This window comes from Pararhizobium sp., from assembly GCF_965279435.1.
Lineage (GTDB): Bacteria > Pseudomonadota > Alphaproteobacteria > Rhizobiales > Rhizobiaceae > Pararhizobium.
Map to the genome: position 1 here is coordinate 1,081,878 of NZ_CBDIHY010000003.1, position 21,468 is coordinate 1,103,345.

Annotated in this window: 22 protein-coding genes and 1 riboswitch; of the genes, 7 read left to right on the top strand and 15 right to left on the bottom strand. The window is 59.5% G+C overall.

Annotated features, from left to right (window positions below; all coding sequences use genetic code 11):
* Positions 1–145: 145 nt before the first annotated feature.
* The 6 genes from ACQY8Q_RS10780 to ACQY8Q_RS10805 all read right to left on the bottom strand — a co-directional run bounded on the left by ACQY8Q_RS10780 (position 146) and on the right by ACQY8Q_RS10805 (position 8,181).
* Positions 146–715 (bottom strand): CarD family transcriptional regulator, encoded by a 570-nt coding sequence (locus ACQY8Q_RS10780; RefSeq protein ID WP_428426578.1) that lies wholly within the window; start codon positions 713–715, stop codon positions 146–148.
* Between the two features lie 407 nt (positions 716–1,122).
* Positions 1,123–1,461 (bottom strand): ferredoxin family protein, encoded by a 339-nt coding sequence (fdxA, locus tag ACQY8Q_RS10785; RefSeq protein WP_428426579.1) that lies wholly within the window; start codon positions 1,459–1,461, stop codon positions 1,123–1,125.
* Positions 1,462–1,679: 218 nt separating this feature from the next.
* Entirely contained in the window at positions 1,680–2,093 is a 414-nt protein-coding gene (locus ACQY8Q_RS10790) for an RNA-binding S4 domain-containing protein (RefSeq protein ID WP_428426580.1), read from the bottom strand.
* A 15-nt stretch (positions 2,094–2,108) separates the two neighbouring features.
* Positions 2,109–5,240 (bottom strand): helicase-related protein, encoded by a 3,132-nt coding sequence (locus ACQY8Q_RS10795; protein WP_428429749.1) that lies wholly within the window; start codon positions 5,238–5,240, stop codon positions 2,109–2,111.
* Between the two features lie 915 nt (positions 5,241–6,155).
* Positions 6,156–6,881 (bottom strand): beta-ketoacyl-ACP reductase, encoded by a 726-nt coding sequence (locus ACQY8Q_RS10800; protein WP_428426581.1) that lies wholly within the window; start codon positions 6,879–6,881, stop codon positions 6,156–6,158.
* A gap of 118 nt (positions 6,882–6,999) precedes the next feature.
* Positions 7,000–8,181, bottom strand: a complete 1,182-nt coding sequence (locus tag ACQY8Q_RS10805; protein WP_113241727.1) for an acetyl-CoA C-acetyltransferase — start codon at positions 8,179–8,181, stop codon at positions 7,000–7,002.
* 223 nt (positions 8,182–8,404) lie between these two features.
* Here ACQY8Q_RS10805 and phaR point away from each other — a divergent pair, with 223 nt between their 5' ends.
* Positions 8,405–8,986, top strand: a complete 582-nt coding sequence (gene phaR / locus ACQY8Q_RS10810) for a polyhydroxyalkanoate synthesis repressor PhaR (protein WP_113241726.1) — start codon at positions 8,405–8,407, stop codon at positions 8,984–8,986.
* Positions 8,987–9,040: 54 nt separating this feature from the next.
* Here the strand turns inward: phaR and ACQY8Q_RS10815 are convergent, their stop codons facing one another.
* The 5 genes from ACQY8Q_RS10815 to mtgA form a co-directional block, all read right to left on the bottom strand.
* A complete protein-coding gene (locus ACQY8Q_RS10815; protein ID WP_428426582.1) occupies positions 9,041–9,448 on the bottom strand; it encodes a hypothetical protein in 408 nt (135 codons plus the stop codon).
* Positions 9,449–9,680: 232 nt separating this feature from the next.
* A complete protein-coding gene (gene rpmF, locus ACQY8Q_RS10820; protein ID WP_037097119.1) occupies positions 9,681–9,866 on the bottom strand; it encodes a 50S ribosomal protein L32 in 186 nt (61 codons plus the stop codon).
* A 159-nt stretch (positions 9,867–10,025) separates the two neighbouring features.
* On the bottom strand, positions 10,026–10,673 hold the full coding sequence (locus ACQY8Q_RS10825; protein WP_428426583.1) for a glutathione S-transferase family protein: 648 nt from the start codon (positions 10,671–10,673) through the stop codon (positions 10,026–10,028).
* A complete protein-coding gene (locus ACQY8Q_RS10830) occupies positions 10,670–11,422 on the bottom strand; it encodes a DUF1868 domain-containing protein (RefSeq protein ID WP_428426584.1) in 753 nt (250 codons plus the stop codon). Before ACQY8Q_RS10830 ends, ACQY8Q_RS10825 begins: the two co-directional genes overlap by 4 nt.
* Before the next feature lie 106 nt (positions 11,423–11,528).
* Positions 11,529–12,278, bottom strand: a complete 750-nt coding sequence (gene mtgA / locus ACQY8Q_RS10835; protein ID WP_428429750.1) for a monofunctional biosynthetic peptidoglycan transglycosylase — start codon at positions 12,276–12,278, stop codon at positions 11,529–11,531.
* 159 nt (positions 12,279–12,437) lie between these two features.
* On the opposite strand from mtgA, the gene ACQY8Q_RS10840 reads away from it, so the two are divergent.
* The 3 genes from ACQY8Q_RS10840 to ACQY8Q_RS10850 all read left to right on the top strand — a co-directional run bounded on the left by ACQY8Q_RS10840 (position 12,438) and on the right by ACQY8Q_RS10850 (position 15,037).
* Positions 12,438–13,346, top strand: a complete 909-nt coding sequence (locus tag ACQY8Q_RS10840) for a polyprenyl synthetase family protein (protein ID WP_428426585.1) — start codon at positions 12,438–12,440, stop codon at positions 13,344–13,346.
* A gap of 210 nt (positions 13,347–13,556) precedes the next feature.
* Positions 13,557–13,655: riboswitch (yybP-ykoY riboswitch) on the top strand.
* A gap of 78 nt (positions 13,656–13,733) precedes the next feature.
* Positions 13,734–14,291, top strand: coding sequence for a manganese efflux pump MntP family protein (locus ACQY8Q_RS10845; RefSeq protein ID WP_428426586.1), 558 nt, complete (start codon positions 13,734–13,736; stop codon positions 14,289–14,291).
* A gap of 107 nt (positions 14,292–14,398) precedes the next feature.
* Positions 14,399–15,037, top strand: coding sequence for a LysE family translocator (locus ACQY8Q_RS10850; RefSeq protein ID WP_428426587.1), 639 nt, complete (start codon positions 14,399–14,401; stop codon positions 15,035–15,037).
* A 1-nt stretch (position 15,038) separates the two neighbouring features.
* Here ACQY8Q_RS10850 and ispG read toward each other — a convergent pair whose 3' ends face one another.
* From ispG to ACQY8Q_RS10870, 4 genes are all read right to left on the bottom strand, one after another.
* Positions 15,039–16,292 carry a flavodoxin-dependent (E)-4-hydroxy-3-methylbut-2-enyl-diphosphate synthase gene (ispG, locus tag ACQY8Q_RS10855; protein ID WP_426125753.1) on the bottom strand — a complete coding sequence of 418 codons (1,254 nt, stop codon included), beginning with the start codon at positions 16,290–16,292 and terminating at the stop codon, positions 15,039–15,041.
* Positions 16,293–16,413: 121 nt separating this feature from the next.
* Entirely contained in the window at positions 16,414–17,607 is a 1,194-nt protein-coding gene (locus ACQY8Q_RS10860) for an MFS transporter (protein WP_428426588.1), read from the bottom strand.
* Positions 17,608–17,637: 30 nt separating this feature from the next.
* Positions 17,638–18,021, bottom strand: coding sequence for a VOC family protein (locus ACQY8Q_RS10865; RefSeq protein WP_428426589.1), 384 nt, complete (start codon positions 18,019–18,021; stop codon positions 17,638–17,640).
* Positions 18,018–18,800, bottom strand: coding sequence for a DeoR/GlpR family DNA-binding transcription regulator (locus tag ACQY8Q_RS10870; protein ID WP_428426590.1), 783 nt, complete (start codon positions 18,798–18,800; stop codon positions 18,018–18,020). The genes ACQY8Q_RS10865 and ACQY8Q_RS10870 overlap by 4 nt, the downstream gene beginning before the upstream one ends.
* Before the next feature lie 307 nt (positions 18,801–19,107).
* Here ACQY8Q_RS10870 and ACQY8Q_RS10875 point away from each other — a divergent pair, with 307 nt between their 5' ends.
* From ACQY8Q_RS10875 to ACQY8Q_RS10885, 3 genes are all read left to right on the top strand, one after another.
* The gene (locus tag ACQY8Q_RS10875; RefSeq protein ID WP_428426591.1) at positions 19,108–19,884 is read left to right on the top strand and encodes an amino acid ABC transporter substrate-binding protein; all 777 of its coding nucleotides are present in this window, start codon (positions 19,108–19,110) and stop codon (positions 19,882–19,884) included.
* A 109-nt stretch (positions 19,885–19,993) separates the two neighbouring features.
* On the top strand, positions 19,994–20,674 hold the full coding sequence (locus tag ACQY8Q_RS10880) for an ABC transporter permease subunit (protein ID WP_428426592.1): 681 nt from the start codon (positions 19,994–19,996) through the stop codon (positions 20,672–20,674).
* Positions 20,671–21,432, top strand: a complete 762-nt coding sequence (locus tag ACQY8Q_RS10885) for an amino acid ABC transporter ATP-binding protein (protein WP_428426593.1) — start codon at positions 20,671–20,673, stop codon at positions 21,430–21,432. Before ACQY8Q_RS10880 ends, ACQY8Q_RS10885 begins: the two co-directional genes overlap by 4 nt.
* Positions 21,433–21,468 lie beyond the last annotated feature (36 nt).

The following is a 21,468-nucleotide window of genomic DNA, read 5'->3' on the forward strand; positions in this document are numbered from 1 at the left end:
GCCTCAAGCGGCAGCATATCACGATGACGGACAGAGTCTCCTCGCACCGTCTCATCCGGGTGTACCCGCGATCCAAACAGCAGACACAAAAAAGCCCCGTCATTGCTGACAGGGCTTTTGAGATGAAAGCAGTGCTGAAGAATGCTTACGCAGCTTCTTCCTGCGCTTCGTCTTCTTCGATAGCCTTGCCACGCTTCGGACCCTTGTTGAGGTTCGTTTCGACAAGACGGACAGCTTCGGTTTCCGACATCTTGTTCACGGCTGCGATTTCGCGCGCCATGCGGTCAAGCGCAGCTTCGTAAAGCTGACGTTCGGAATAGGACTGCTCCGGCTGGTTTTCAGCACGATAGAGGTCGCGAACAACTTCGGCGATCGAGATCAGGTCACCGGAATTGATCTTGGCATCATATTCCTGCGCACGGCGCGACCACATGGTCCGCTTGACGCGTGCCCTGCCCTGGACGACCTTCAATGCACGTTCGACGAAATCGGTCTCAGAGAGCTTGCGCATGCCAATGGAGACGGCCTTTGCTACCGGCACCTTGAGACGCATCTTGTCCTTTTCGAAATCGATGACAAACAGTTCGAGCGACATGCCCGCAACCACCTGGTCTTCAATTGCTACAATTTGTCCAACGCCGTGGGCCGGGTAAACGATCGATTCACCGGTCTTGAATCCATGGCGTGTTGAAGGTTTTTTCTGCTGGGTCGTCATTCGTTTCAAAAACTCCCTGTTACGCTCCCGGCAAAGAGCCGGGGCCGGGTCAGTCAGGCCCGGGATGGACGGGGGCACCGTCGGGTGACTCCATGCTGATCCGTTCCAACGGTCATCAAATCGATCTTCTGCGGGGCGATCACACACAAGCAACTCGCGTTGCGTATTTGGGGTCAGCCGCGCAGTGGGATTTTTTTGCTTTCGTGATGGTTTTTCGGGCACACGCAAGTGCCACGATGTGGATCAGTTTTTAGACCCTATCATAAAAAACTGCGGAAATCAATAATTTGCTTTACAACGGCCATCAAGGTCAACCAGCCCGTCACGGACATGGTTAAGCCATGATTCTCCAAATTCCGCCATCTTTTGCAACCGGGAATCAACCGGTTGCCAGACGCTTGCCTGCGTCAGTCGCCCTGACCGGGCTTCGGCGAAAAGTATTTTTCGTACTTGCCTTCCTCGCCGTCCATTTCCTTGGCTTCCGGCATCTCGTCACGCTTGACGGTGATGTTGGGCCATTGTGTGGCGAAGTCTGCATTGACCTTCAGCCACATGTCGAGACCCGGCTCGGTATCCGGCTTGATGGCCCCGGCCGGACATTCCGGCTCGCAGACACCGCAGTCGATGCACTCGTCTGGATGAATGACCAGAAAGTTCTCGCCTTCATAGAAGCAGTCCACCGGGCACACTTCAACGCAATCGGTATATTTGCAGCGTATGCAATTGTCGGTCACGACATACGTCATGAGGTACTCCAGCGATTTCTCACGTTGACAACGAATAGGGACCGGAAGAGAGAGGTCCGCTTATCCGCATCCGTTCGGGGATACCAGCTCGCCAACGTCTCTCGTGACGCAACACGGCTGCTCATTTACCCCGTGAGGTAAAGGCTTTGCGGGGGCTTTGCAAGAATATTCCATGCGCAAAACGGGCGTCCGGCGGGACAGTTTTCTAATCCTGTTTTCTATTCCTGATGCCAACCCTGCTTGAACCTGTCGACGTCGCGACGCTCCTTCTTGGTCGGCCGTCCACTGCCACGCTCGCGTGTGGCCTGGTCAAAGGCATTCGGCTTTTCTCCGGGAACAACCGCAGGCGTGATGTCCTCATAAAGAAGGCAGGCTTCCTCATAGGGGCCGCGACGGACACCGGGAAGCAAAACACGCACAACGGTGTCGCGCCGGTCGAACGAAACGACGACGACATCGCCGGCTTTCAACGCGTAGGATGGTTGGGTGATGCGGGCATCGTTGACCCGGATATCGCCGGACTCGATCGCCTTCTGGGCGATCGAGCGGGACTTTTGCAGACGGGTGAAGAACAGCCATTTGTCGAGACGCTGGCGGAGAACCGGCAGGGGCTGAGGCTGTTTTCCACCCATACTGATACCTTGGCCTTACTTCTTCATCTGCTCCTTGAGAGCAGCGAGCTTGGCGAAAGGCGAATCCGGATCCATCGGCTTTTCCTTGCGCGGAGGACGGGCTTCGAACTTGGCCGCCTGCGGCTTTCCGCCGCGGTCGTTGCGATCGGGACGATCCTGGCGGTCGCCCTTCTCATTCCGCTGGCCGCCCTGGGGCTTGCCACCGTCACGGCCGCGATTGCGGTCCGGCCTGCCACCGCCACCCGGCTTGCGATTGTCATCGCGGCCTTCGCGCCGGCCTTCGCCCTCACGGCGCGGCTCGCCACCTTCGCGGCGGGCTTCACCCTGCGGCGCACGATTGTTGCCACCACGGCGATCGCCCTGCGGGCGTCCACCCGAACGCTGATTGTCGTTGCGGCTGCCTGGGCGCCACAGAAGAACAGGCTTGGCTTCGACAGGCTCGGCCAGTTCGCCAACCTGCTCGGCGATGACAACCTGTTCGGTCGCCGTCGCATCGGCTTCTACGGGGGTATCGACGTCTGTGGGGGCCTCGACTTCCGCAACAACGGCAGCAGGCTCTGCTGCCTGTTCCGGTGCCGCTTCAGCAGCATGCGGCTCTTCGCCCGCTGCATCCGCGTCATCGTGATCGGCGGTTTCAGCCGGTGCGTCGGACGCTGCAGCGTCGGTTGCCGGTGCGGCAGATCCGGACTGTGCAGCGAGGAAAGCCGCAGCTTCCTCGACCTTCACGGCATCGGCACGGTAACCGAGACCCTTGAGGATCTCTTCCATATCATCCGGCGTCGCGCCGAGAATCGACAGCATCGCTGTCGTCGCGGTAAAGCGGCGGCCATCATAGGCACCGTCCGGACGCGCCGTCGTACCCGGCTTCCACTGCAGCAGCGGACGGATCAGGTCGGCCAGACGCTCGAGAATGTCGATACGGACGGCACGCTTTCCCAGGAACCGGAAACCGGCCAGCTTGTAAAAGGTACGCTCATAGGTCGGATCGGTGACCACCGAGGTGCGGCCAGCGGCCAGAACCGGGATCAGATCGCCGTAGCCTGGCTTGTCGAGACCGTCGTTCTTCAGCGCCCAGAGCAGCGTGATGAGTTCTGCCGGAGCAGGCTTCAAAAGCGCCGGCATGAAAATATGATAGGCGCCGAAACGGATGCCGTGGCGGCGGATGGAGGCGCGCGCCTCCTGATCCAGCGACTTGACGTCATCGGCAACATCGCGACGGAACATCACGCCAAGGTTTTCCACCAGCTGGAAAGCCAGGCCCTTGGCGAGACCTTCGAGGTCTTCGGCGCGCGACAGATCGTCGAGCGGCTTCAGCACCGTCGAGATGTGATGATTGACGAAGCGCTCGATGCGGGCGAGCACATGCTCGCGGGCATTGCCCTGCAGCTGCTCGTCGGCGAGCAACAGCACGCGCGGACGCATGATGTGATCGCTGGCTGTCAGCTTGGCCACGGGATCGCCCAGCCAGCGCACGAGACCATCCGACGACAAGGCCAGATCGGCATTGCCCGCCGCATGCAATCGTGCGGCACGCGCTTCAAACTCGAGAGCCAACGCCTTTTGCGCTGCCCCTTGAGCGGCGCGCGCGTCAAGACCATCTGCCACTGTTGCCAGCGTGAAACGGAACCCGGCCAATTGTCCCACATGATGACCTTCAACGAAGACATCGCCATTTACACTGATTTCAGCTTCCAACATCGCATTCTCTCTCAGGCGCTTCATGAGCACAGATGTCCTGCGATCAACAAAGCGTTTCGTCAACCTTTCATGTAACGCGTCAGACAATCGATCTTCGATTTCCCGCGTCTTTTCTTGCCAGTGTGTCGGATCGGCAAGCCATCCCGGACGGTTGGACACATAGGTCCATGTCCTAATTTGTGCAATTCTCGCGGACAGTGTGTCGATTTCACCATCCGTATGGTCCGCGCGGCGAACCTGTTCGGCCATGAAATCTTCATTCACTGTGCCACGCCGGACGAGATCGGCATAGATTGTCGAAATCAGATCGGCATGTTGCGCCGGCGTTATACGCCGGTAGTCGGGAAGCGCACAGGCCTCCCAGAGTTTTTCTACACGCTCCGGTGTCGTTGCGACACTGGTAACCTCCGGATAGCGCGAAAGATAGTCCAAAGCCTGCTGATCCACCGCCGGCAGGGCCCGTGTGAGCCCATGAACGGCGGGTGCAGCATCCAAACTCTTCTTCAGGGCCTGGATCGAGGCGTAGTTGAGCGACTTGGAGCGCCATTGCAGGACGCGAACCGGATCGAAATGATGCGATTCGATCCGGTGCACCAGCTCGTTGTCGAACGGCTCGACCCGCGAGGTGACACCGAAGGTGCCGTCGCGCAGGTGACGTCCGGCGCGTCCGGCAATCTGCGCCAGCTCGCCGGGATTGAGATCGCGGAACTGGTAACCGTCATATTTGCGGCCCTGCGCAAAGGCGACGTGATCGACATCGAGGTTGAGCCCCATGCCGATCGCATCGGTCGCCACCAGATATTCGACATCGCCGGCCTGATAGAGCGCCACCTGGGCATTGCGCGTGCGCGGCGACAGGGCACCGAGCACGACAGCGGCCCCGCCGCGCTGGCGGCGGATCAGTTCGGCAATCGCATAGACTTCCTCGGCCGAGAAGGCGACGATGGCGGTACGTTGCGGCAGACGGGTGATCTTCTTGGAGCCGGCATAAAGAAGCTGCGACAGCCGCGGACGCTCGACGACGGTGATGCCCGGCAGCAGATGTTCGAGGATCGGCCGCATGGTCGCGGCACCCAGCAGCAACGTCTCGACGCGGCCACGTAGATGCATCAGCCGGTCTGTGAAGATGTGGCCGCGCTCCAGATCGCCAGCCAGCTGCACCTCGTCGATCGCCACGAAGGCGGCCTTGGTCTCGCGCGGCATGGCTTCGACGGTACAGACCGAGAAGCGCGCCATATGCGGAGTGATCTTTTCCTCGCCGGTGATCAGCGCGACATTGTGGGCGCCGACCTTTTCGACGACACGCGTATAGACCTCGCGCGCCAAAAGGCGCAGCGGCAGCCCGATGACGCCGCTTTCGTGCGCAATCATGCGCTCGATCGCGTAATGCGTCTTGCCGGTATTGGTGGGGCCGAGCACCGCGATCACGCCGCGGCCGCTCAAGATCATCGGTTGGTCAGGCACTATATGGATCCTGCGCACTTTCAGTCTGTGAAGGCCATTCACGGCGTTTCAAAGCCGTTTCAACCGGCGGACAACACATGCCCACGCCAAAGCCCAAACGCAAGGGGCGTAAGGTCATGAAACGTGCAAATGGGGCTTTCGGCCTAGACTTCCACCCTCCATCGCCAGAATCCGGAACAGCGGTGGAACGAATCAGCGACGAATCGCTGACTCGCATGGATTCAGGCTTTGTTCACTGCTAGATATTGATTTTCTGAGCCGGATTCTCACCAGATGCTGAATCGCGTTTTTCCCGGCGGATTTTGCCGAAAAATGAACGTATCGAGCAGCACAGCAATCCGGGCCGTTTTGAGATTCAGAATCCAAACAACTGAATATTGAGGAAAAATCGACTGGTTCCTCGATGCTGTAGAACAGTCCATAATATTAGCAATAAACGAAATAATGGACAAAATGAAACCGGTACGAGTTCCAAGGCAACTATTTCCGGTCGCCGAGGTCGCACAACATATAGTAGTGATCGACCTCTTGTGTCGATTCAAGATCCGATACCCTTCGCCAGATTCGGACCTGTATCCGCATTGGCTGCTTGCCTTTCGCTATCTGGCCTTCAACGAGTTCCAGAAACCAGATACCGCCCGCCACCAACTGTCTTTTGCACCCTTTTTGCGTCAGCCGTTAACGACTCAACCAAAGCGAGAACGAATCGGAGACGAATCACGGACGCAGATGATTTCCCGGTTTGTTCACCGCAATATATTGTGTAAAAACAAATTGTTAACCATATGAAACGGTGGATAACCTGATGCGCCGCACCAAACTGCATCCGCCGCGTTAATCTTTCCCCGAACGCAAAACGGCGCCCGTGAAGGCGCCGCTGGTGACAAAACAGACAGAGTATCAGACGACGAACTGACCGCCATTGGCGGAAATCGTCGAGCCGGTAATGAACCCGGCATCATCTGAAGCAAGAAATACCACGCAGCGCGCGATTTCTTCCGGCTCACCGAGGCGGCCAACGGGAATCTGCGGAATGATCCGCTCAGTCAGCACTTTTTCCGGGATCGCCCGCACCATTTCCGTGCCGATATAGCCGGGGCAGATGGCATTGACGGTGATGCCCTTGGCAGCACCTTCCTGGGCCAAAGCCTTGGTGAAGCCGAGATCGCCTGCCTTGGCCGCCGAATAATTGACCTGCCCCATCTGTCCCTTCTGCCCGTTGATCGACGAAATGTTGATCACCCGGCCAAAATTGCGGTCGCGCATGCCGGTCCAGATAGGATGGGTCATATTGAAAAGACCGGTGAGGTTGGTGTCGATAACCGCGCCCCAGCTCTCCGGCGTCATCTTGTGGAACATGGCGTCGCGGGTGATGCCGGCATTGTTGACCAGCACTTCCACAGGTCCCAGTTCATCCACCACCCGGGCAATACCCTTGGTGCATTCTGAGTAGTCGGAAACGTCCCATTTGTAGGTCGGAATACCGGTGACTTCGGTGAAGGCCTTGGCCTTCTCGTCATTGCCAGCATAATTTGCAGCGACCTTGTAACCGGCCGTCTTCAAGGCGATGGATATCGCGGCGCCAATACCGCGTGAACCACCAGTGACCAATGCTACTCTGCTCATGGTTTCCCCCATTTTCCGTTTTGTCTTTTCGCCTGCGCCCTGAGATGCAAACATAGCTCAGGCTGTTGCCGTGGAGTTGGTCCCGGCCCGCGAGCCGGAACGATTTTTCGTGCGACGGTTACAGCCGTTCGACACACATGGCGACACCCATGCCGCCGCCGATGCAGAGCGTTGCCAGCCCCTTGGAGACGCCGCGACGCTTCATTTCGAACAGAAGCGTATTCAGCACGCGAGCGCCCGACGCGCCGATCGGGTGGCCGATGGCAATCGCGCCGCCATTGACGTTGACGATCGAGGTATCCCAGCCGAGGTCCTTGTTGACGGCACAAGCTTGGGCAGCGAAAGCCTCGTTGGCTTCGACAAGCTCGAGATCGGCGACCGACCAGCCAGCCTTTTCCAGGGCCTTGCGCGAAGCCGGGATCGGGCCGGTGCCCATGATCTGCGGATCGACACCCGCTGTTGCCCAGGAGACGATGCGGGCAAGCGGCTGGATGCCCCGGCGTCCGGCTTCCGCTTCGGTCATCAAAAGCGTTGCGGCAGCGCCATCATTCAGGCCCGACGCGTTGGCAGCGGTAACCGTGCCTTCCTTATCGAAGGCCGGGCGGAGCTTCGTCATCGATTCCAGCGTTGCGCCGTGGCGGATATACTCGTCCTGATCGACGGTGACATCGCCCTTGCGGCCCTTGACGATGAAGGGAATGATCTCGTCGGCAAAACGTCCGGCCTTCTGGGCGGCTTCGGCCTTGTTCTGCGACCCGAGCGCAAACACGTCCTGGTCCTCACGAGAAAGCTGCCACTTCTTGGCAACGTTTTCGGCGGTCGTTCCCATGTGATAGCCGTAGAAAGCGTCGGTCAGGCCGTCCTTGATCATGGTGTCGATCATCTTGAAATCGCCCATCTTGACGCCGCCGCGCAGGTGCGCGCAGTGCGGGGCCATTGACATCGATTCCATGCCACCGGCAACGATGATCTTGGCATCGCCGGTTGCAATCTGCTGCATGCCGAGCGCGACAGCGCGCAGGCCCGAGCCGCAGAGCTGGTTCATGCCCCAGGCCGTCGCTTCCTGCGGGATACCCGCCTTCATCGCCGCCTGACGCGCCGGGTTCTGGCCTTCGCCGGCCGACAGAACTTGACCGAGGATCACCTCATCAACTTCAGCCGCCGCGACGCCAGCGCGCTCAAGCACGCCCTTGATAACCGCAGCGCCAAGCTCATGGGCAGGCGTGTTGGCAAAGGAGCCATTGAACGATCCAACCGCAGTGCGGCCGGCGCTGGCGATGACAATGGAGGGAGTGCTCATCAGATGTTTCCTCATTCTTCTTCTCGCAATTGCTAAAGACTGGCAAAGGTCACCGCGCAAGTCAAACGCCTTGATGCGGCGGCCGTCCTTTCGCGGGACAATCGAAACATGCCACTAAATTTTGCACCTGCGTCCACGCAACGCACAAAGAGATTGTCAGAACCCGTTTTTTGCGGGTACTCTGAAAAACATAATAAAGACGGGAGCATGGGAGGAGACCCTGATGGCTAAACACGACGGTCAGATCGTAATCAAAAAATATGCCAACCGGAGGCTCTACAATACCGGAACAAGCACCTATGTGACGCTCGACGATCTCGCGGTCATGGTGAAAAAGGGAGAAGAGTTCACCGTTCAGGACGCGAAGTCAGGCGACGACATCACCCATTCAGTGCTCACCCAGATCATTTTCGAGCAGGAATCCAAGACCGGTAACACGCTTTTGCCGATCTCGTTCCTGCGCCAGCTGATCTCGTTCTACGGTGACCAGATGCAGATGGTGGTCCCGAGCTATCTCGAGCATTCGATGCAGGCCTTCACCGACCAGCAGGTGACGATGCGCGAGCAGATCAACAAGGCCTTCGGCGATACGCCGCTCGGCAAGAACCTGTCTGTTCCGCTGCAACTGGTGGAAGAACAGGTCAAGCGCAATACCGACCTCTTCCATCAGGCCATGCAGATGTTTTCGCCCTTCATGGCGGCAACACCCGCTGTCAAGGAACCGCGCAAGGCGGAAGCCAAGGACATCGATGAACTGAAGGAACAGCTGCGCGCCCTGCAGACGAAGCTGGAAAATCTCGGCTGACAAGCCTTGTGCCGCGCGCCGTTTTGAACGGCCTGCGGCACCACTCAGGATTTGTCAGAGACCGATAGAGACATCCCGCCCGGCCGTGCGCATTGACACGGAGAAACCGGCGATGACGTCGATGAAGCAGATCGTCATCAGGATGAAGAAGACGTGAGTCGCGGCATTGGCGACCAGCAGGAATTCCACCAGGAAGACGATGAACAGAACCATCGACAAAAGGTGATCCATCAGCGCCTTGGAGCTGATGCGGGTTGCCTTGAGAATTTCGACGAAGAGCAACACCAGCGCGATGACGATCATCAGGTCGCCCATGCTCATTGTCCAGACGGCACCGGACAGCATGGTCATCGAGAAAACGGTGTTTTCGAAAACTCCGACACCGCCGCTTCCCAAAACGCCCATCATTCCGAGATTGTAGAGAATGAACGGCAGGATCAGCAATGGAATGGCGGCAATCATCAGCAACGGCTCCAAATTTCTCGCGCCAGCCTTTCCGGCCGGGCATTGATCGATATGTGCCTTACGGCGCGGCAAGCGTCAACAAAACGGCTGTGGCTGGCAGATAGGGCAGAAATCTGGGGAAACCATAGCGGTGGGAAAAGGCAAACTCACCGCGCCGCATAGAAGCGGACAACAGAAAAAGGGCCGGCGAAAAGCCAGCCCTTCCAATAACAGCCTGACGGCCCGCTGATTAAGCGGAAGCCTTCGGGGTCAGAACCTGACGGCCGCGGTACATGCCTGTCTTCAGGTCGATGTGGTGCGGGCGGCGCAGTTCGCCGGAGTTCTTGTCTTCGATGTAGGTCGGTGTCTTCAGCGCATCAGCGGAGCGGCGCATGCCACGCTTGGACGGGCTTGTTTTTCTTTTAGGTACAGCCATTTCATACTCCACTTATCGGGCGAAACTCTGTTTCGCGGCCAGACCGTTGGCCGGGAAAAACAGATGTCAATCTCGGAATTTGCCGGGCTTATACATGCCCCACAGGCGTTTGACCAGTCCCTGCGGGCATTTTTTCGCAACGCTCATCCGGGAAAAGCATCAGGCCTCGTCTTCCGGCACGATCCAGGGTTCGCTCAATGCCGCCTCCTGCCATTTGCGGAAGGCCGGATGGGTCTTCACCGCATCCATGTATTCCAGCGAGCCGGGATTGCGGGTGAGGTCGTAGATCTCGAAACGATTGACCACCGGGGCAAACATCGCATCGGCAGCCGTAAAACTACCGAACAGGAACGGACCGCCGGAGCGGGCCACCGCCTCGCGCCAGATCGTCTCGATCCGCTCGACATCGTCCATCACCCCATCCGGCAGATCGATCGCCCGCTTGTCGCGGCGAATGTTCATCGGGCAGGCATTGCGCAATGCCCGAAAGCCGGAGAGCATTTCCATCGAGTAAGACCGTGCCGCAGCGCGCTCAGCCGGGTCTTCCGGCCACAACCCGGCTTCGGGAAAAAGTTCTGCGACATATTCAATGATCGCCAACGACTGCCAGACGCGGACATCGCCATGATGCAAAACGGGAACCTGCCCTGTCGGGGAAATATCCTTGAACTTCGGATTGCCAGCCGGAAAATCGAACGGGATGAGAACATCCTCGAACGGTATGCCGCACGCTTCCAGCGCCAGCCAGGCCCGAAGCGACCACGACGAGTAGTTCTTGTTACCGACATAGAGCGTCAGCTTGGTCATGGCGCGTTCCTTGCTGTCTTGGATTGGACTGTCTCTGATTGGTATCCGAAGACAACGAGTTCTTCGAAATGGTTCATGTCCTCAAACGAGCAGAAGGCCGGCGGATCGAGATCGACGACAGGCGAATGTTCCTTGAGATAGGCCAGTTGCTGCGTCAGCATCTCCTGCCAACGTGGCAGCGCCGCGTCAGTGAGCCAGTCGATGATATACGCGAAAGTGATGTGGAACACGTAATCGTCATGGTCCGAATGCCGATAGCCAAAAACTCCGGCAAAGGCGTCCCGCCATTCCCGCAGGCACCGCCGGTCATCCGCGCTATCACCTTCAAGCGTCAGCCCAAGCGGCGTCACCGCGGTAATGCGTGCACGGAAAGGCGAGAGCCCCGCGAAATTCTTCAGCTTTTCACGATAGTGATCCGTCATCACATCGATTGGCGTATCAAAAGCCATATCGGCTGGCCAATAGGGCGGGCTGCGGCGATATTCGATGATACCCTGGAAGATGGTCATGTGCAGGCTGGACGCATGTGTGAAGGCGAACTGACCGGCTTCCGGCATCGCCATCAAACGATCGCGTACCGTCAGGATGGCATCATGCGAAGACGTCCCTGCAGCAACGTGGGAAACGATGGTGTTGCCGGGCTCCTTCAGAAAACGGCCATCGGCATCGTAGCGGGTTCCCAAATGCCGTGGGGGCACATCGTTGGCACTCCGCGCAAACGCGATAAGGGATGAATCAATCGGGACCATGGGACAATCGAGCCTTTTCAAGAATAGGAATGAGGCCCGGATGGCAGAGTTTCACAACGACAGAATGACACCGTTCCCAGAGAGGCTCCAATGAAAAGGCCTGATCTCACTCATAAAGACATTTGATATATTCGCCCGACCGGCTGGCGCGGCGCTCGATCAGCGAAGCCAGGCTGCGCAGGCCACGGCCCGGTTTTCCGGCATTGCGATCGATCGGATTGGGCAGGGATACGGCAAGAAGAGCTGCCTGCCGCCGGGTCAGTTTTGCGGCCGGAACGCCGAAATGGTGTTTTGCTGCCGCTTCTGCGCCATAGATGCCGGGACCCCACTCGGCGACGTTGAGATAGAGCTCCATCATCCGCTGTTTGCTCCAGACGAAATCCGCCGCTAGCGCCAGAGGCAGCTCCATTCCCTTGCGAATGAACGAGCGGCCATTCCACAGGAACAGGTTCTTGGCTGTCTGCATCGGGATCGTCGAGGCGCCACGGGTTGCTTCCCCTTCCAGTGCATCGGTGACGACGCCACGCATCTGCACCCAGTCGACGCCGTCATGAATACAGAACTGGCCATCCTCCGACATCATCACCGATCGCACCAGATTGGGCGATATATCCTCGAAGGCGACCCACTGGCGGTCATAGCCGCGAAAAAGCAGGAGATCGCGCAGCATCAGTGTCGAAATCGGATGGATGAAGCTGGGTGCATAAAGGACGATCAGGACATAGGGCAATGCGACGATGACGATCGCGATCAATGCGATCTGCCGCCAGCGCCGCCGCAAGGCCTGACCCCATCCTCGCGAACGGCTGGAAGACACATCTGCTTCCTCCCCACGAGTTTCCGGTACGATGTCCACGCCTGAAACGCCCGCCTGATGATCCATCCGATTTTCATAGAGCAAGCGCGAATAAATTTGAATGGTTTTCTCAAGGCTCCACAGCAAGCCATGGGCACGACTGCCGATATGGTAAAATCCCGTTGCCAGCGGGCGCGCAGTCATGCCAAACAACGCCGCATGAGCGAGACATCCTTCGAAATTCGCCTGAAGAGCAGCGCCACAGAGATCGAGGCCTGCCTCATCGGTATTCTCCACGAACAACCGCAGGCAGACGAGATCGCACGGCCGGCATCCCTCATCGCTGCGATGCGCCACGGCCTCCTGAATGGCGGCAAGCGCCTGCGCCCCTTCCTGGTCATGGAAAGCACAGCCTTCCTCGGTGGTGACCGGCAGGCGGCCCTGCGGGTCGGTGCAGCGCTTGAATGCGTGCACAGCTACTCGCTGGTGCATGACGACCTTCCGGCCATGGACGACGATGATCTCAGGCGCGGCCAGCCGACGGTGCATATCGCCTATGGCGAGGCCAATGCGATCCTTGCCGGCGACAGCCTTTTGACGCTCGCCTTCGACATTATCGCCGCCCCGGAAACCAACCTTTCCGATCGTCAGAAAACCGAATTGGTGCTGGCCCTTGCACGCGCCTCCGGCATCGGCGGCATGGCCGGCGGGCAGGCGCTGGATCTGGCAGCCGAAACCTCGGCACCGGACGAGGCGGCAATCGTCACGCTGCAGGCAATGAAGACCGGCGCGCTGATCCGCTTTGCCTGCGAAGCCGGCGCCATCATCGCCGGCGGCAGCACCAGTGACCGGCAGTTGATGCGCCAATATGGCGAAACCATCGGCCTTGCCTTCCAGCTGGCCGACGATCTGCTCGACCTGACGGCGGACGCCGAGACAATGGGCAAGGCGACCGGCAAGGATGCAGCCCGAGGCAAAGGCACGCTGGTGTCACTGCATGGGCAGGCCTGGGCGGAAACCCGGCTGGCAGCGCTGGTTGCAGATGCAGCCGCGCTGCTCGAACCATTTGGCTCACGCGCCGATATTCTCAACCAGACCGCCCGCTTTATCGCCAACCGCAGCCACTGATATCAGCGGGCAGCGCGCGGTCTTTTATCGCATTTTTTTGTTCAAAAGAGACGCAGGAATGCGCTGAAACCGCTTGCCCGCCGGGCGGCATAGATGCGCCTGATATTGCATCAACAGTCTTGGATTTATGCACGCATGAATATTTTAACCTGCTGTAATAAAAGGTATTTTAACTTGTCCTTGTTGACAGATTAAGCGGTGTCGACTATCTCCACCGGCATCGGGGAGTAGCCACTGCATATCCCTGCAGGATCGTATCAACATGCTTGCGCCCATGCGCATGGTACGATCGGCCGAGACAATCGGCCCGGCAAGACCGTGGCGAAGATGCCCTGTCGGACAGGCAATCAACGCCCGGTTTCCCACGTCCGTTTCGAAAGCCAAATCATGTCCCCGTTTACCATTCTCGTGCTGGCATTCAGCATGTCCGTCGATGCTTTTGCTGTTGCTGTGGGCAGAGGCGCTGCGATCGGCCGGCCAAAATTCCGCGAAACCATGCGCACCGGTCTCGTCTTCGGCATCATCGAGGCGATCACCCCGATCATCGGTTGGGCTGCTGGCGTCGCCGCCAGCCAGTTTGTCCAGGCGATCGACCACTGGATCGCCTTTGGACTGCTGGGTACTGTCGGCATTCACATGATGTACGCCGCAACGCAGAAGAGCGAGACGTCGGGATCGGCGCAACTGTCGCTGCCGCTTTTGATGGCAACGGCGATCGGAACCAGCCTCGACGCCATGGCCGTCGGGGTTTCGCTGGCGTTTCTCGACGTCAATATCTTCGTGATCGCGGCAGCCATCGGCATCGCGACCTTCCTGATGTCCTCGGGCGGCATGCTGATCGGCCGTCTGATCGGCGAGCGTTTTGGGCGCATCGCCGAGGCCGTGGCGGGCGTGGCATTGGTCGGGCTCGGGATCTCCATCCTGATCGAGCATCTTTCGGCTTGATCATCCGGCCAAAATTGTCACCGCAACAAGAATGCGCATTCTCTTTCCATTCGCGCCCGGCATGATGGCGCCAGCGGCACGTGACAGTGCCGCATCGGAGATTGCGCATGTCGACCCTTCTACCCTACCTGCCGCAGCTGATGGTCGCCTGGGGCGCCTATATCATCGCCACCGCCTCGCCGGGGCCAGCTGTGGTCGCGATCATCTCCACGTCGATCAGCCGTGGCCGCAATGCCGGGCTGGCGCTGGCCTTTGGCGTCCTGACGGGATCCTACACCTGGGCGATGTTGGCCGCTGCTGGGCTGTCGGCGCTGATCAGGACCTATGGCAACGCACTGTTCATTCTAAAGATTGCCGGCGGGCTCTATCTGCTCTGGCTGGCGTTCAAGGCGCTGAAATCGGCGATGCGGAAGGAACCCGAAGCCGTAGTGCTGCTTGACAAGCAGCCGCCCTCCCTGCGCCGTCTCTACTTCAAGGGGCTCGGCATCCACCTGACCAACCCGAAGGCGATCTTTTCCTGGCTGACGCTGGTGTCGCTCGGCACGCCGCAGGATGCGCCGCAGGTCATGCCCGTCCTGATCGGCGGCTGCATGCTGCTCGGCATCATCATCTTCATGGGCTTTGCGTTGCTGTTCTCCATCGAGCCCGTGCACCGCGGTTACAGGAAAGCCCGCCGCTGGATCGAAGGCGCCATGGCGGGCTTCTTCGCCTTCGCAGGCCTCAAGCTGCTGACGGTGAAGCTCTAGCCTATTCGGCCGCAGCCTGGCCCTGGCCGAAGCGTCTTTCGATATATTCGCCGACAAGCGTCTCGAAATCCCCGGCAATATTGGTGCCGCGAATGGTCAGCGCTTTCTTGCCATCGATATAGACCGGGGCGGCCGGAAGCTCGCCGGTACCTGGCAGCGAAATGCCGATATCGGCATGTTTGCTTTCGCCGGGGCCATTGACGATGCAGCCCATCACCGCGACCTTCAGGCCTTCGACACCCGGATATTTTTCGCGCCAGACCGGCATATTGCGGCGGATATCGGCCTCGATCTTCTGCGCCAGTTCCTGGAACACCGTCGAGGTGGTGCGCCCGCAGCCCGGACAGGCGGCAACGACCGGAATGAACTGGCGGAAACCCATGACCTGCAGCAGTTCCTGCGCCACCTGCACTTCGCGGGTTCGGTCGCCGCCGGGCTCGGGCGTCAGCGAAATACGAATGGTATCGCCGATGCCCTGCTGCATGAGGATACCGAGTGAGGCGGCGGACGAGACGATGCCCTTCGAGCCCATGCCGGCTTCGGTCAGCCCCAGATGCAGGGCGTGGTTGGAGCGGACAGACAGCATCGCATAGCAGGCGATCAGATCCTGCACGTTGGAAACCTTGGCCGACAGGATGATGCGGTTGCGTGGCAGACCGGCTTCTTCGGCGAGCTCAGCCGAAATCAGCGCCGACTGGACGATGGTTTCGCGCATCACTTGTTGTGCCGTCAGCGGAAACCCCTTGGCCTGATTGTCATCCATCAGGCGGGTCAACAGTTCCTGGTCGAGCGAACCCCAGTTGACGCCGATGCGCACCGGCTTGTCGAACTGGATAGCCCGTTCGATGATCTCGACGAACTGCTTGTCCTTCTTCGCCTTGAAGCCGACATTGCCGGGATTGATGCGGTATTTCGCCAACGCCTCGGCGCAGGCCGGATGGTCGGCCAAAAGCTTGTGGCCAATATAATGGAAATCGCCGATCAACGGAACATCGAGACCGAGGCGTTCGAGACGCTCGCGGATCTTCGGCACGGCGGCAGCGCTTTCATCGCGATCGACAGTGATGCGCACCAGCTCCGAGCCTGCCCGGTGGAGGGCGGCAACCTGTGCAACGGTCGCATCAATATCGGCCGTATCGGTATTGGTCATCGACTGGACGACCACGGGCGCGGATCCCCCGACGATCACCCCGCCAACATCGACGGCAACGGAGGCCCTGCGGGGTTGCGGTTCGTAATCGAAGGCGGAAGACATGAAAGCCCCTTGCACGTGCTGTTGCGGCGACTTTCCCTGAGGTGGATGAGGAAAGCCGCCTTGTCAACGGCAACATTCATGGTTTGACGGCGAATTGATGACAGGTCGCCGTCAACGCAGCTCAGTCGTGCCCCTTCGGATCGGCATGCACGGCGTGATGCGACAGCGCCAGAACGACGATGAACAGGATCGGCACGCAGGTGAAGATGATCGAGAAACCGGTATGCTCCGCGACAAAACCGATCAATGACGGTGCAAACAGCATGCCGGAATAGCCCATGAAGGTGGCGACAGACAGCCCGATGCCGGGTGCCAGGCCCGGCATGTTGCCGGCGGCGGAGAAAGCAATCGGCACCATGTTGGAAATGCCGACACCGGCAAGCGCAAAACCCAGAATGGCCAGCGGCGCATTCGGCGCCATACCGGCAAGCACGAGGCCGACCAGTGCGGTCAGCGTGCAGACACGCAGGGTTCTCACGCCACCGAAGCGGTCGCGGACGTGGTCGCCGGCAAAGCGCATGATCGCCATCGTGGCCGAGAAGGCGGCAAAGCCGAACCCAGACATCGCTACAGAAGCACCGAGTTCGTTGCGCAGGTAAAGAGCGCCCCAATCCAGCACCGTGCCTTCCGGCACCATCGAGAACAGCGCCACCAGGCCGATCAGCCAGGGCAGCGGATTGGACGGCAGCCGCAGCTTCTGCTTGGCGGTATCCGGATGCGGCTGATCGGCAAGGATCATCGGCCAGGCAACGGCCAGCACAGAAAGGCAGACCAGCGTGACGAGTATGACATGCACATAGACGCCGAAATGCGCCATGATCAGACCACCGCTCGCAGCACCGATCAGGCCACCGAGGCTCCAATAGGCATGGCAGGACGACATGATCGCCCGGCGCATCGATTTTTCGACTTCAACCGCATTGGCGTTCATCGCCACGTCCATGGCGCCGACGAAACCACCAAGCAGCAGCATACCGATCACGGCCGTCCAGACATTGGGAAGAAGCGTCAACAGCAGAAGCATCGGCGACAGCAGGATCGCCGTCACTTTTACCACCTTCTGCGACCCCATCCGGGCGATGAAACCACCGGCAATCGGCATCAGGATCAGCGAGCCGAGGCCGAAGGCGAGGATCAGCAGACCCAGCACGCTTTCGCTGATACCGAGCCTGTCCTTGAATTCCGGGATTTTTGGCGCCCAGCTGCCGGTGACGAAGCCGTTCATCAGGAAGAGCAGCGAAACGGCGAGCCGGCTTTTGGGCATATAGCCTTGCCGGACGGCGGCTTGCGGCGGGGTTATGGTATGCTGATCCATGGTTTTTTCCTGTAGAATTCGGTGGCGGCGTCAGGCCGTGATTTCGATGGGGTTGCCGTCGGGGTCGCTGAGGACCGCCTCGTAGAAGCCGTCGCCCGTCATGCGGGCGGGTGACAGAAGAATGCTCAACGCGACGGCCTTCGTTGCCAAGGCATCGACAGCCTCGCGGCTACCGAGAGACAAGGCGAGATGCGCGTAACCCCGGCGCTCGGATTGCTCACCCTGCGCATCGATCCACGGCCCCTGCATGACCTCGATCGAGGGGCCGTCCTTCAAATACAGAAACCGCGAAGAAAACCCGGGGCGCCGGGCACTTTCATAAAGATCGCCCACGGTAGCGCCAAAGATATCCGCCCAGAAGCGGCAGAGGCGATCGAGGTCCGTGGTCCAGAGTGCGACATGGGCGATCCTCATGCTCTTGTTCCTCCTGCGTAAACGACTGTGATGCCTTGGGTACTATAGAGATCGGCGGTGTTGCGGGCCGCATCATGCTCGACGATCAGCGTCGTGCATTCCCGCGCCGCAATGACCGCATGCGGTGCCGATGTGCCCAGCTTGTCGTTGGTCACCGCCGCCAGAACGGAGGCGCTGTTGCGGGCGACAAGCCGCTTGAACTCCGCGTCCTCATATTCAATGGCTGTCAGTCCGGCATCGAGATCGACGCCGCAAACCCCGAGAATACAGAGATCCGGCCGCAGCACGGAAACATCGCGCTGTGCCTTGGCGCCGATGGCAGCCCCGACCAGCCGGTCGATCTTGCCGCCGATCAGGATGATATCGACACCCGGCTTTTCCATCAATGCGGAGGCAATCAGCGGCGTATTGGTCACCGCCGTCAGCTCCAGCCCGGCAGGAAGCGCCTGTGCGATCGCGAGATTGGTCGAGCTGGCATCGAAGAAGACAGTCATGCCCGGCGTAATGAAGGGCAGGGCTGCGGCGGCAAGCGCTGCCTTGCGCTCGGGCGCTTCGCCGACACGCTGGGAGAGCGTCGTGCGGCCGGGGGCAATCGGTAGCGCGCCCCCATAGACCCGCTCGCACAGGCCCGCCGCCGCCAGTTCGCGCAAGTCCCTGCGGACCGTGTCCTCGGAAACATTGAATTCTTGCGCCAGATCGACCGCAAGCACGCGGCCGGACGTCCGCAGGCGCTCCTGAATCAGGCTTTGTCTCTGTCGTAGAAGGAGTTCTGTCTGCATCGGAAAATCAGATCACGCATGAATGGGTGCAAATCGGCATAAACGTGCATAAACCGTTTCAATGGCAATTTCAATCGATTTATGTAGTGATTATTGAAAATGGCACCCGAATTGCCGTAAAAATCAGCACTCCGCCTTGATTTTAGCCGTCCGGCGACAATTTTGCATTGAAATGGCAGGAATTTGAGAAAAACCTTCGCTGTTGCGGTGCGCAATTGAAGTTTTGTGCGCTGCCATGCGTCGAGCGTTATGCGATTGTGTCCTCACACCGGCAGACGGGCCGGACCAAAAAAGATGGAAAAACAAAATGAAATGGGTTCCCACACTTCTCGCCGCTGCCGCCTTTGCCCAGCTGGTATCGTTCGGCTCGGCCGTAGCCGGTGAAAACCTCGAAGCCGTCAAGTCGGCTGGCGCGCTGAAGATCGGCACGGAAGGCACCTACGCCCCGTTCACCTATCACGATGAAAGCGGCAAGCTCGTCGGCTTCGACGTTGAAATCGGTGAAGCCGTGGCCAAGAAGCTGGGCGTCAAGGCCGAGTTCCTCGAAGGCAAGTGGGATGGCCTGATCGCTGGCCTCGACGCCAACCGGTACGATGCCGTGATCAATCAGGTCGGCATCACCGAAGAGCGCAAGAAGAAGTATGATTTCTCCGAGCCCTACATCGCCTCGAAGGCCGTCCTGATCATCAAGTCGGATAATGCCGATATCAAGGATTTTCCGGACCTGAAGGGCAAGAACGCTGCCCAGTCGCTGACCAGCAATTTCGGCAAGCTCGCACAGGCTTCCGGCGCTGAATTGATCGGCACAGATGGCTTCGACCAGTCGATCCAGCTGGTTCTCACCGGCCGCGCCGATGCCACGATCAACGACAGCCTGTCCTTCCTCGACTTCAAGAAGAAGAAGCCAGATGCGCCGGTCAAGATCGCTGCCGAGCAGGCCAATGCCGACTATTCCGGTATCATCGTGCGCAAGGGCGAGCCTGAACTTCTTGACGCCATCAACAAGGCGCTGACCGAGATCAAGACCGACGGCACCTATGACGCGATCTCGCAGAAGTATTTCGGCGCAGACGTTTCGAAATAACCTTTGAAACAGCACGGCCGGACAGGTTTCGCCGCGCCGTTCTCTGAACTATAAGGCATGATCCGTTCCGGCATCCGGGGCGGATCATGCCGTTTGAAAGGCCCCGCCCGTGCCCCCTTGGCTTCAATTGATGCTCGATTCGCTCTGGCCGCTCGTGCGGGCCGGGCTGATTTTCACGATTCCGCTGACGCTACTCTCCTTCACGCTGGGCCTGGGTCTGGGTCTCCTGACCGCCGTGGCGCGGCTGTTTGGGCCAAAGCCATTGGTCGCCGTGGCGCGGTTCTATGTCTGGGTCATTCGTGGCACGCCGCTGCTCGTCCAGCTGTTCGTCATCTTCTACGGCCTGCCGAGCCTCGGCATCCTGCTTGACGCCTTCCCGGCAGCCCTGATCGGTTTCACACTCAACATCGGCGCCTATACGTCCGAGATCATCCGCGCCGTCATCTCCTCGGTGCCGCGCGGCCAGTGGGAAGCTGCCTATTCGATCGGCATGAGCTGGAGTCAGGCAATGCGCCGCACCATACTGCCACAGGCAGCCCGCGTTGCCGTGCCGCCCCTGTCGAACACGTTCATTTCGCTGGTGAAGGACACCTCGCTTGCCGCCGCCATCACGGTGCCGGAGCTGTTCCAGACCGCGCAGCGCATCGTTGCCACCACCTATGAACCGCTGATCCTCTATATCGAGGCAGCACTGCTCTATCTGGCGCTGAGTTCAGTTCTCTCCTCGCTGCAGGTGCGGCTCGAAAAACGCTTCGCCCGCTATGGCGGCTTCCTGGAGGCGCGCACATGATCGAGCTCACCCATATCGAAAAACGCTTCGGCGACAATGTCGTCCTGAAGGATATCAGCGTGCGCATCGCCGAAGGCACGGTGACCGCGCTGGTCGGCCCCTCCGGTGGCGGCAAGAGCACGCTCTTGCGCTGCGTCAACCTCCTGGAAATCCCGACGGCTGGCACGATCCGGCTGGGCGAGGAAGAGATAACCTTCGAGCCCAACAAGAAGACCGGCTGGGACGCCATCCAGCGCCTGCGCCGTCAGACCGGCATGGTGTTCCAGAACTTCCAGCTCTTCCCACACCAGACCGCCATTGAAAACGTTATGGAAGGACTGGTCACGGTCCTGAAATGGCCCAAAGAAAGGGCCAAAACCCAGGCGCAGGAATTGCTTGAAAAGGTCGGCATGTCGCACAAGGCCGACGCCTGGCCATCAACGCTCTCGGGCGGCCAGCAGCAACGCGTCGCCATCGCCCGCGCCCTTGCCCCCTCGCCCCGCGTATTGCTCTGCGACGAACCGACCTCGGCGCTCGACCCGGAACTGGCTGAAGAAGTCGTTGAAGTGCTGAACCGGCTTGCCGGCGAAGGCACGACGATGATCATGGCCACCCACGACCTGCGGCTGGCGTCGAAAGTCGCCGATCAGGTCCTGTTCCTCGACGGCGGCCTGATCGTCGAAAGCGGCGCCCCGAAAAACATCTTCCAGACGCCGGAGCGGGAGCGGACGAAGAAATTCATCTCGTCGCTGAGCGCCGGCAACAATTACGATATTTGATAGCGAGTTTCGGAAGGGAGGACGGTTTCCCTTCCG

Coding starts and splice junctions, on each gene's coding strand:
- ACQY8Q_RS10780 (WP_428426578.1), bottom strand. CDS start 715: ATGACGACCCAGCAGAAAAAACCTTCAACACGCCATGGATTCAAGACC.
- phaR (WP_113241726.1), top strand. CDS start 8,405: ATGGCTAAACACGACGGTCAGATCGTAATCAAAAAATATGCCAACCGG.
- ACQY8Q_RS10815 (WP_428426582.1), bottom strand. CDS start 9,448: ATGATTGCCGCCATTCCATTGCTGATCCTGCCGTTCATTCTCTACAAT.
- ACQY8Q_RS10845 (WP_428426586.1), top strand. CDS start 13,734: ATGTCCCCGTTTACCATTCTCGTGCTGGCATTCAGCATGTCCGTCGAT.
- ispG (WP_426125753.1), bottom strand. CDS start 16,292: ATGTCTTCCGCCTTCGATTACGAACCGCAACCCCGCAGGGCCTCCGTT.
- ACQY8Q_RS10870 (WP_428426590.1), bottom strand. CDS start 18,800: ATGCAGACAGAACTCCTTCTACGACAGAGACAAAGCCTGATTCAGGAG.
- ACQY8Q_RS10885 (WP_428426593.1), top strand. CDS start 20,671: ATGATCGAGCTCACCCATATCGAAAAACGCTTCGGCGACAATGTCGTC.
- rpmF (WP_037097119.1), bottom strand. CDS start 9,866: ATGGCTGTACCTAAAAGAAAAACAAGCCCGTCCAAGCGTGGCATGCGC.
- ACQY8Q_RS10865 (WP_428426589.1), bottom strand. CDS start 18,021: ATGAGGATCGCCCATGTCGCACTCTGGACCACGGACCTCGATCGCCTC.
- ACQY8Q_RS10805 (WP_113241727.1), bottom strand. CDS start 8,181: ATGAGCACTCCCTCCATTGTCATCGCCAGCGCCGGCCGCACTGCGGTT.
- ACQY8Q_RS10795 (WP_428429749.1), bottom strand. CDS start 5,240: ATGATCTTGAGCGGCCGCGGCGTGATCGCGGTGCTCGGCCCCACCAAT.
- ACQY8Q_RS10860 (WP_428426588.1), bottom strand. CDS start 17,607: ATGGATCAGCATACCATAACCCCGCCGCAAGCCGCCGTCCGGCAAGGC.
- ACQY8Q_RS10875 (WP_428426591.1), top strand. CDS start 19,108: ATGAAATGGGTTCCCACACTTCTCGCCGCTGCCGCCTTTGCCCAGCTG.
- fdxA (WP_428426579.1), bottom strand. CDS start 1,461: ATGACGTATGTCGTGACCGACAATTGCATACGCTGCAAATATACCGAT.
- ACQY8Q_RS10825 (WP_428426583.1), bottom strand. CDS start 10,673: ATGACCAAGCTGACGCTCTATGTCGGTAACAAGAACTACTCGTCGTGG.
- ACQY8Q_RS10830 (WP_428426584.1), bottom strand. CDS start 11,422: ATGGTCCCGATTGATTCATCCCTTATCGCGTTTGCGCGGAGTGCCAAC.
- ACQY8Q_RS10800 (WP_428426581.1), bottom strand. CDS start 6,881: ATGAGCAGAGTAGCATTGGTCACTGGTGGTTCACGCGGTATTGGCGCC.
- ACQY8Q_RS10850 (WP_428426587.1), top strand. CDS start 14,399: ATGTCGACCCTTCTACCCTACCTGCCGCAGCTGATGGTCGCCTGGGGC.
- ACQY8Q_RS10840 (WP_428426585.1), top strand. CDS start 12,438: ATGAGCGAGACATCCTTCGAAATTCGCCTGAAGAGCAGCGCCACAGAG.
- ACQY8Q_RS10790 (WP_428426580.1), bottom strand. CDS start 2,093: ATGGGTGGAAAACAGCCTCAGCCCCTGCCGGTTCTCCGCCAGCGTCTC.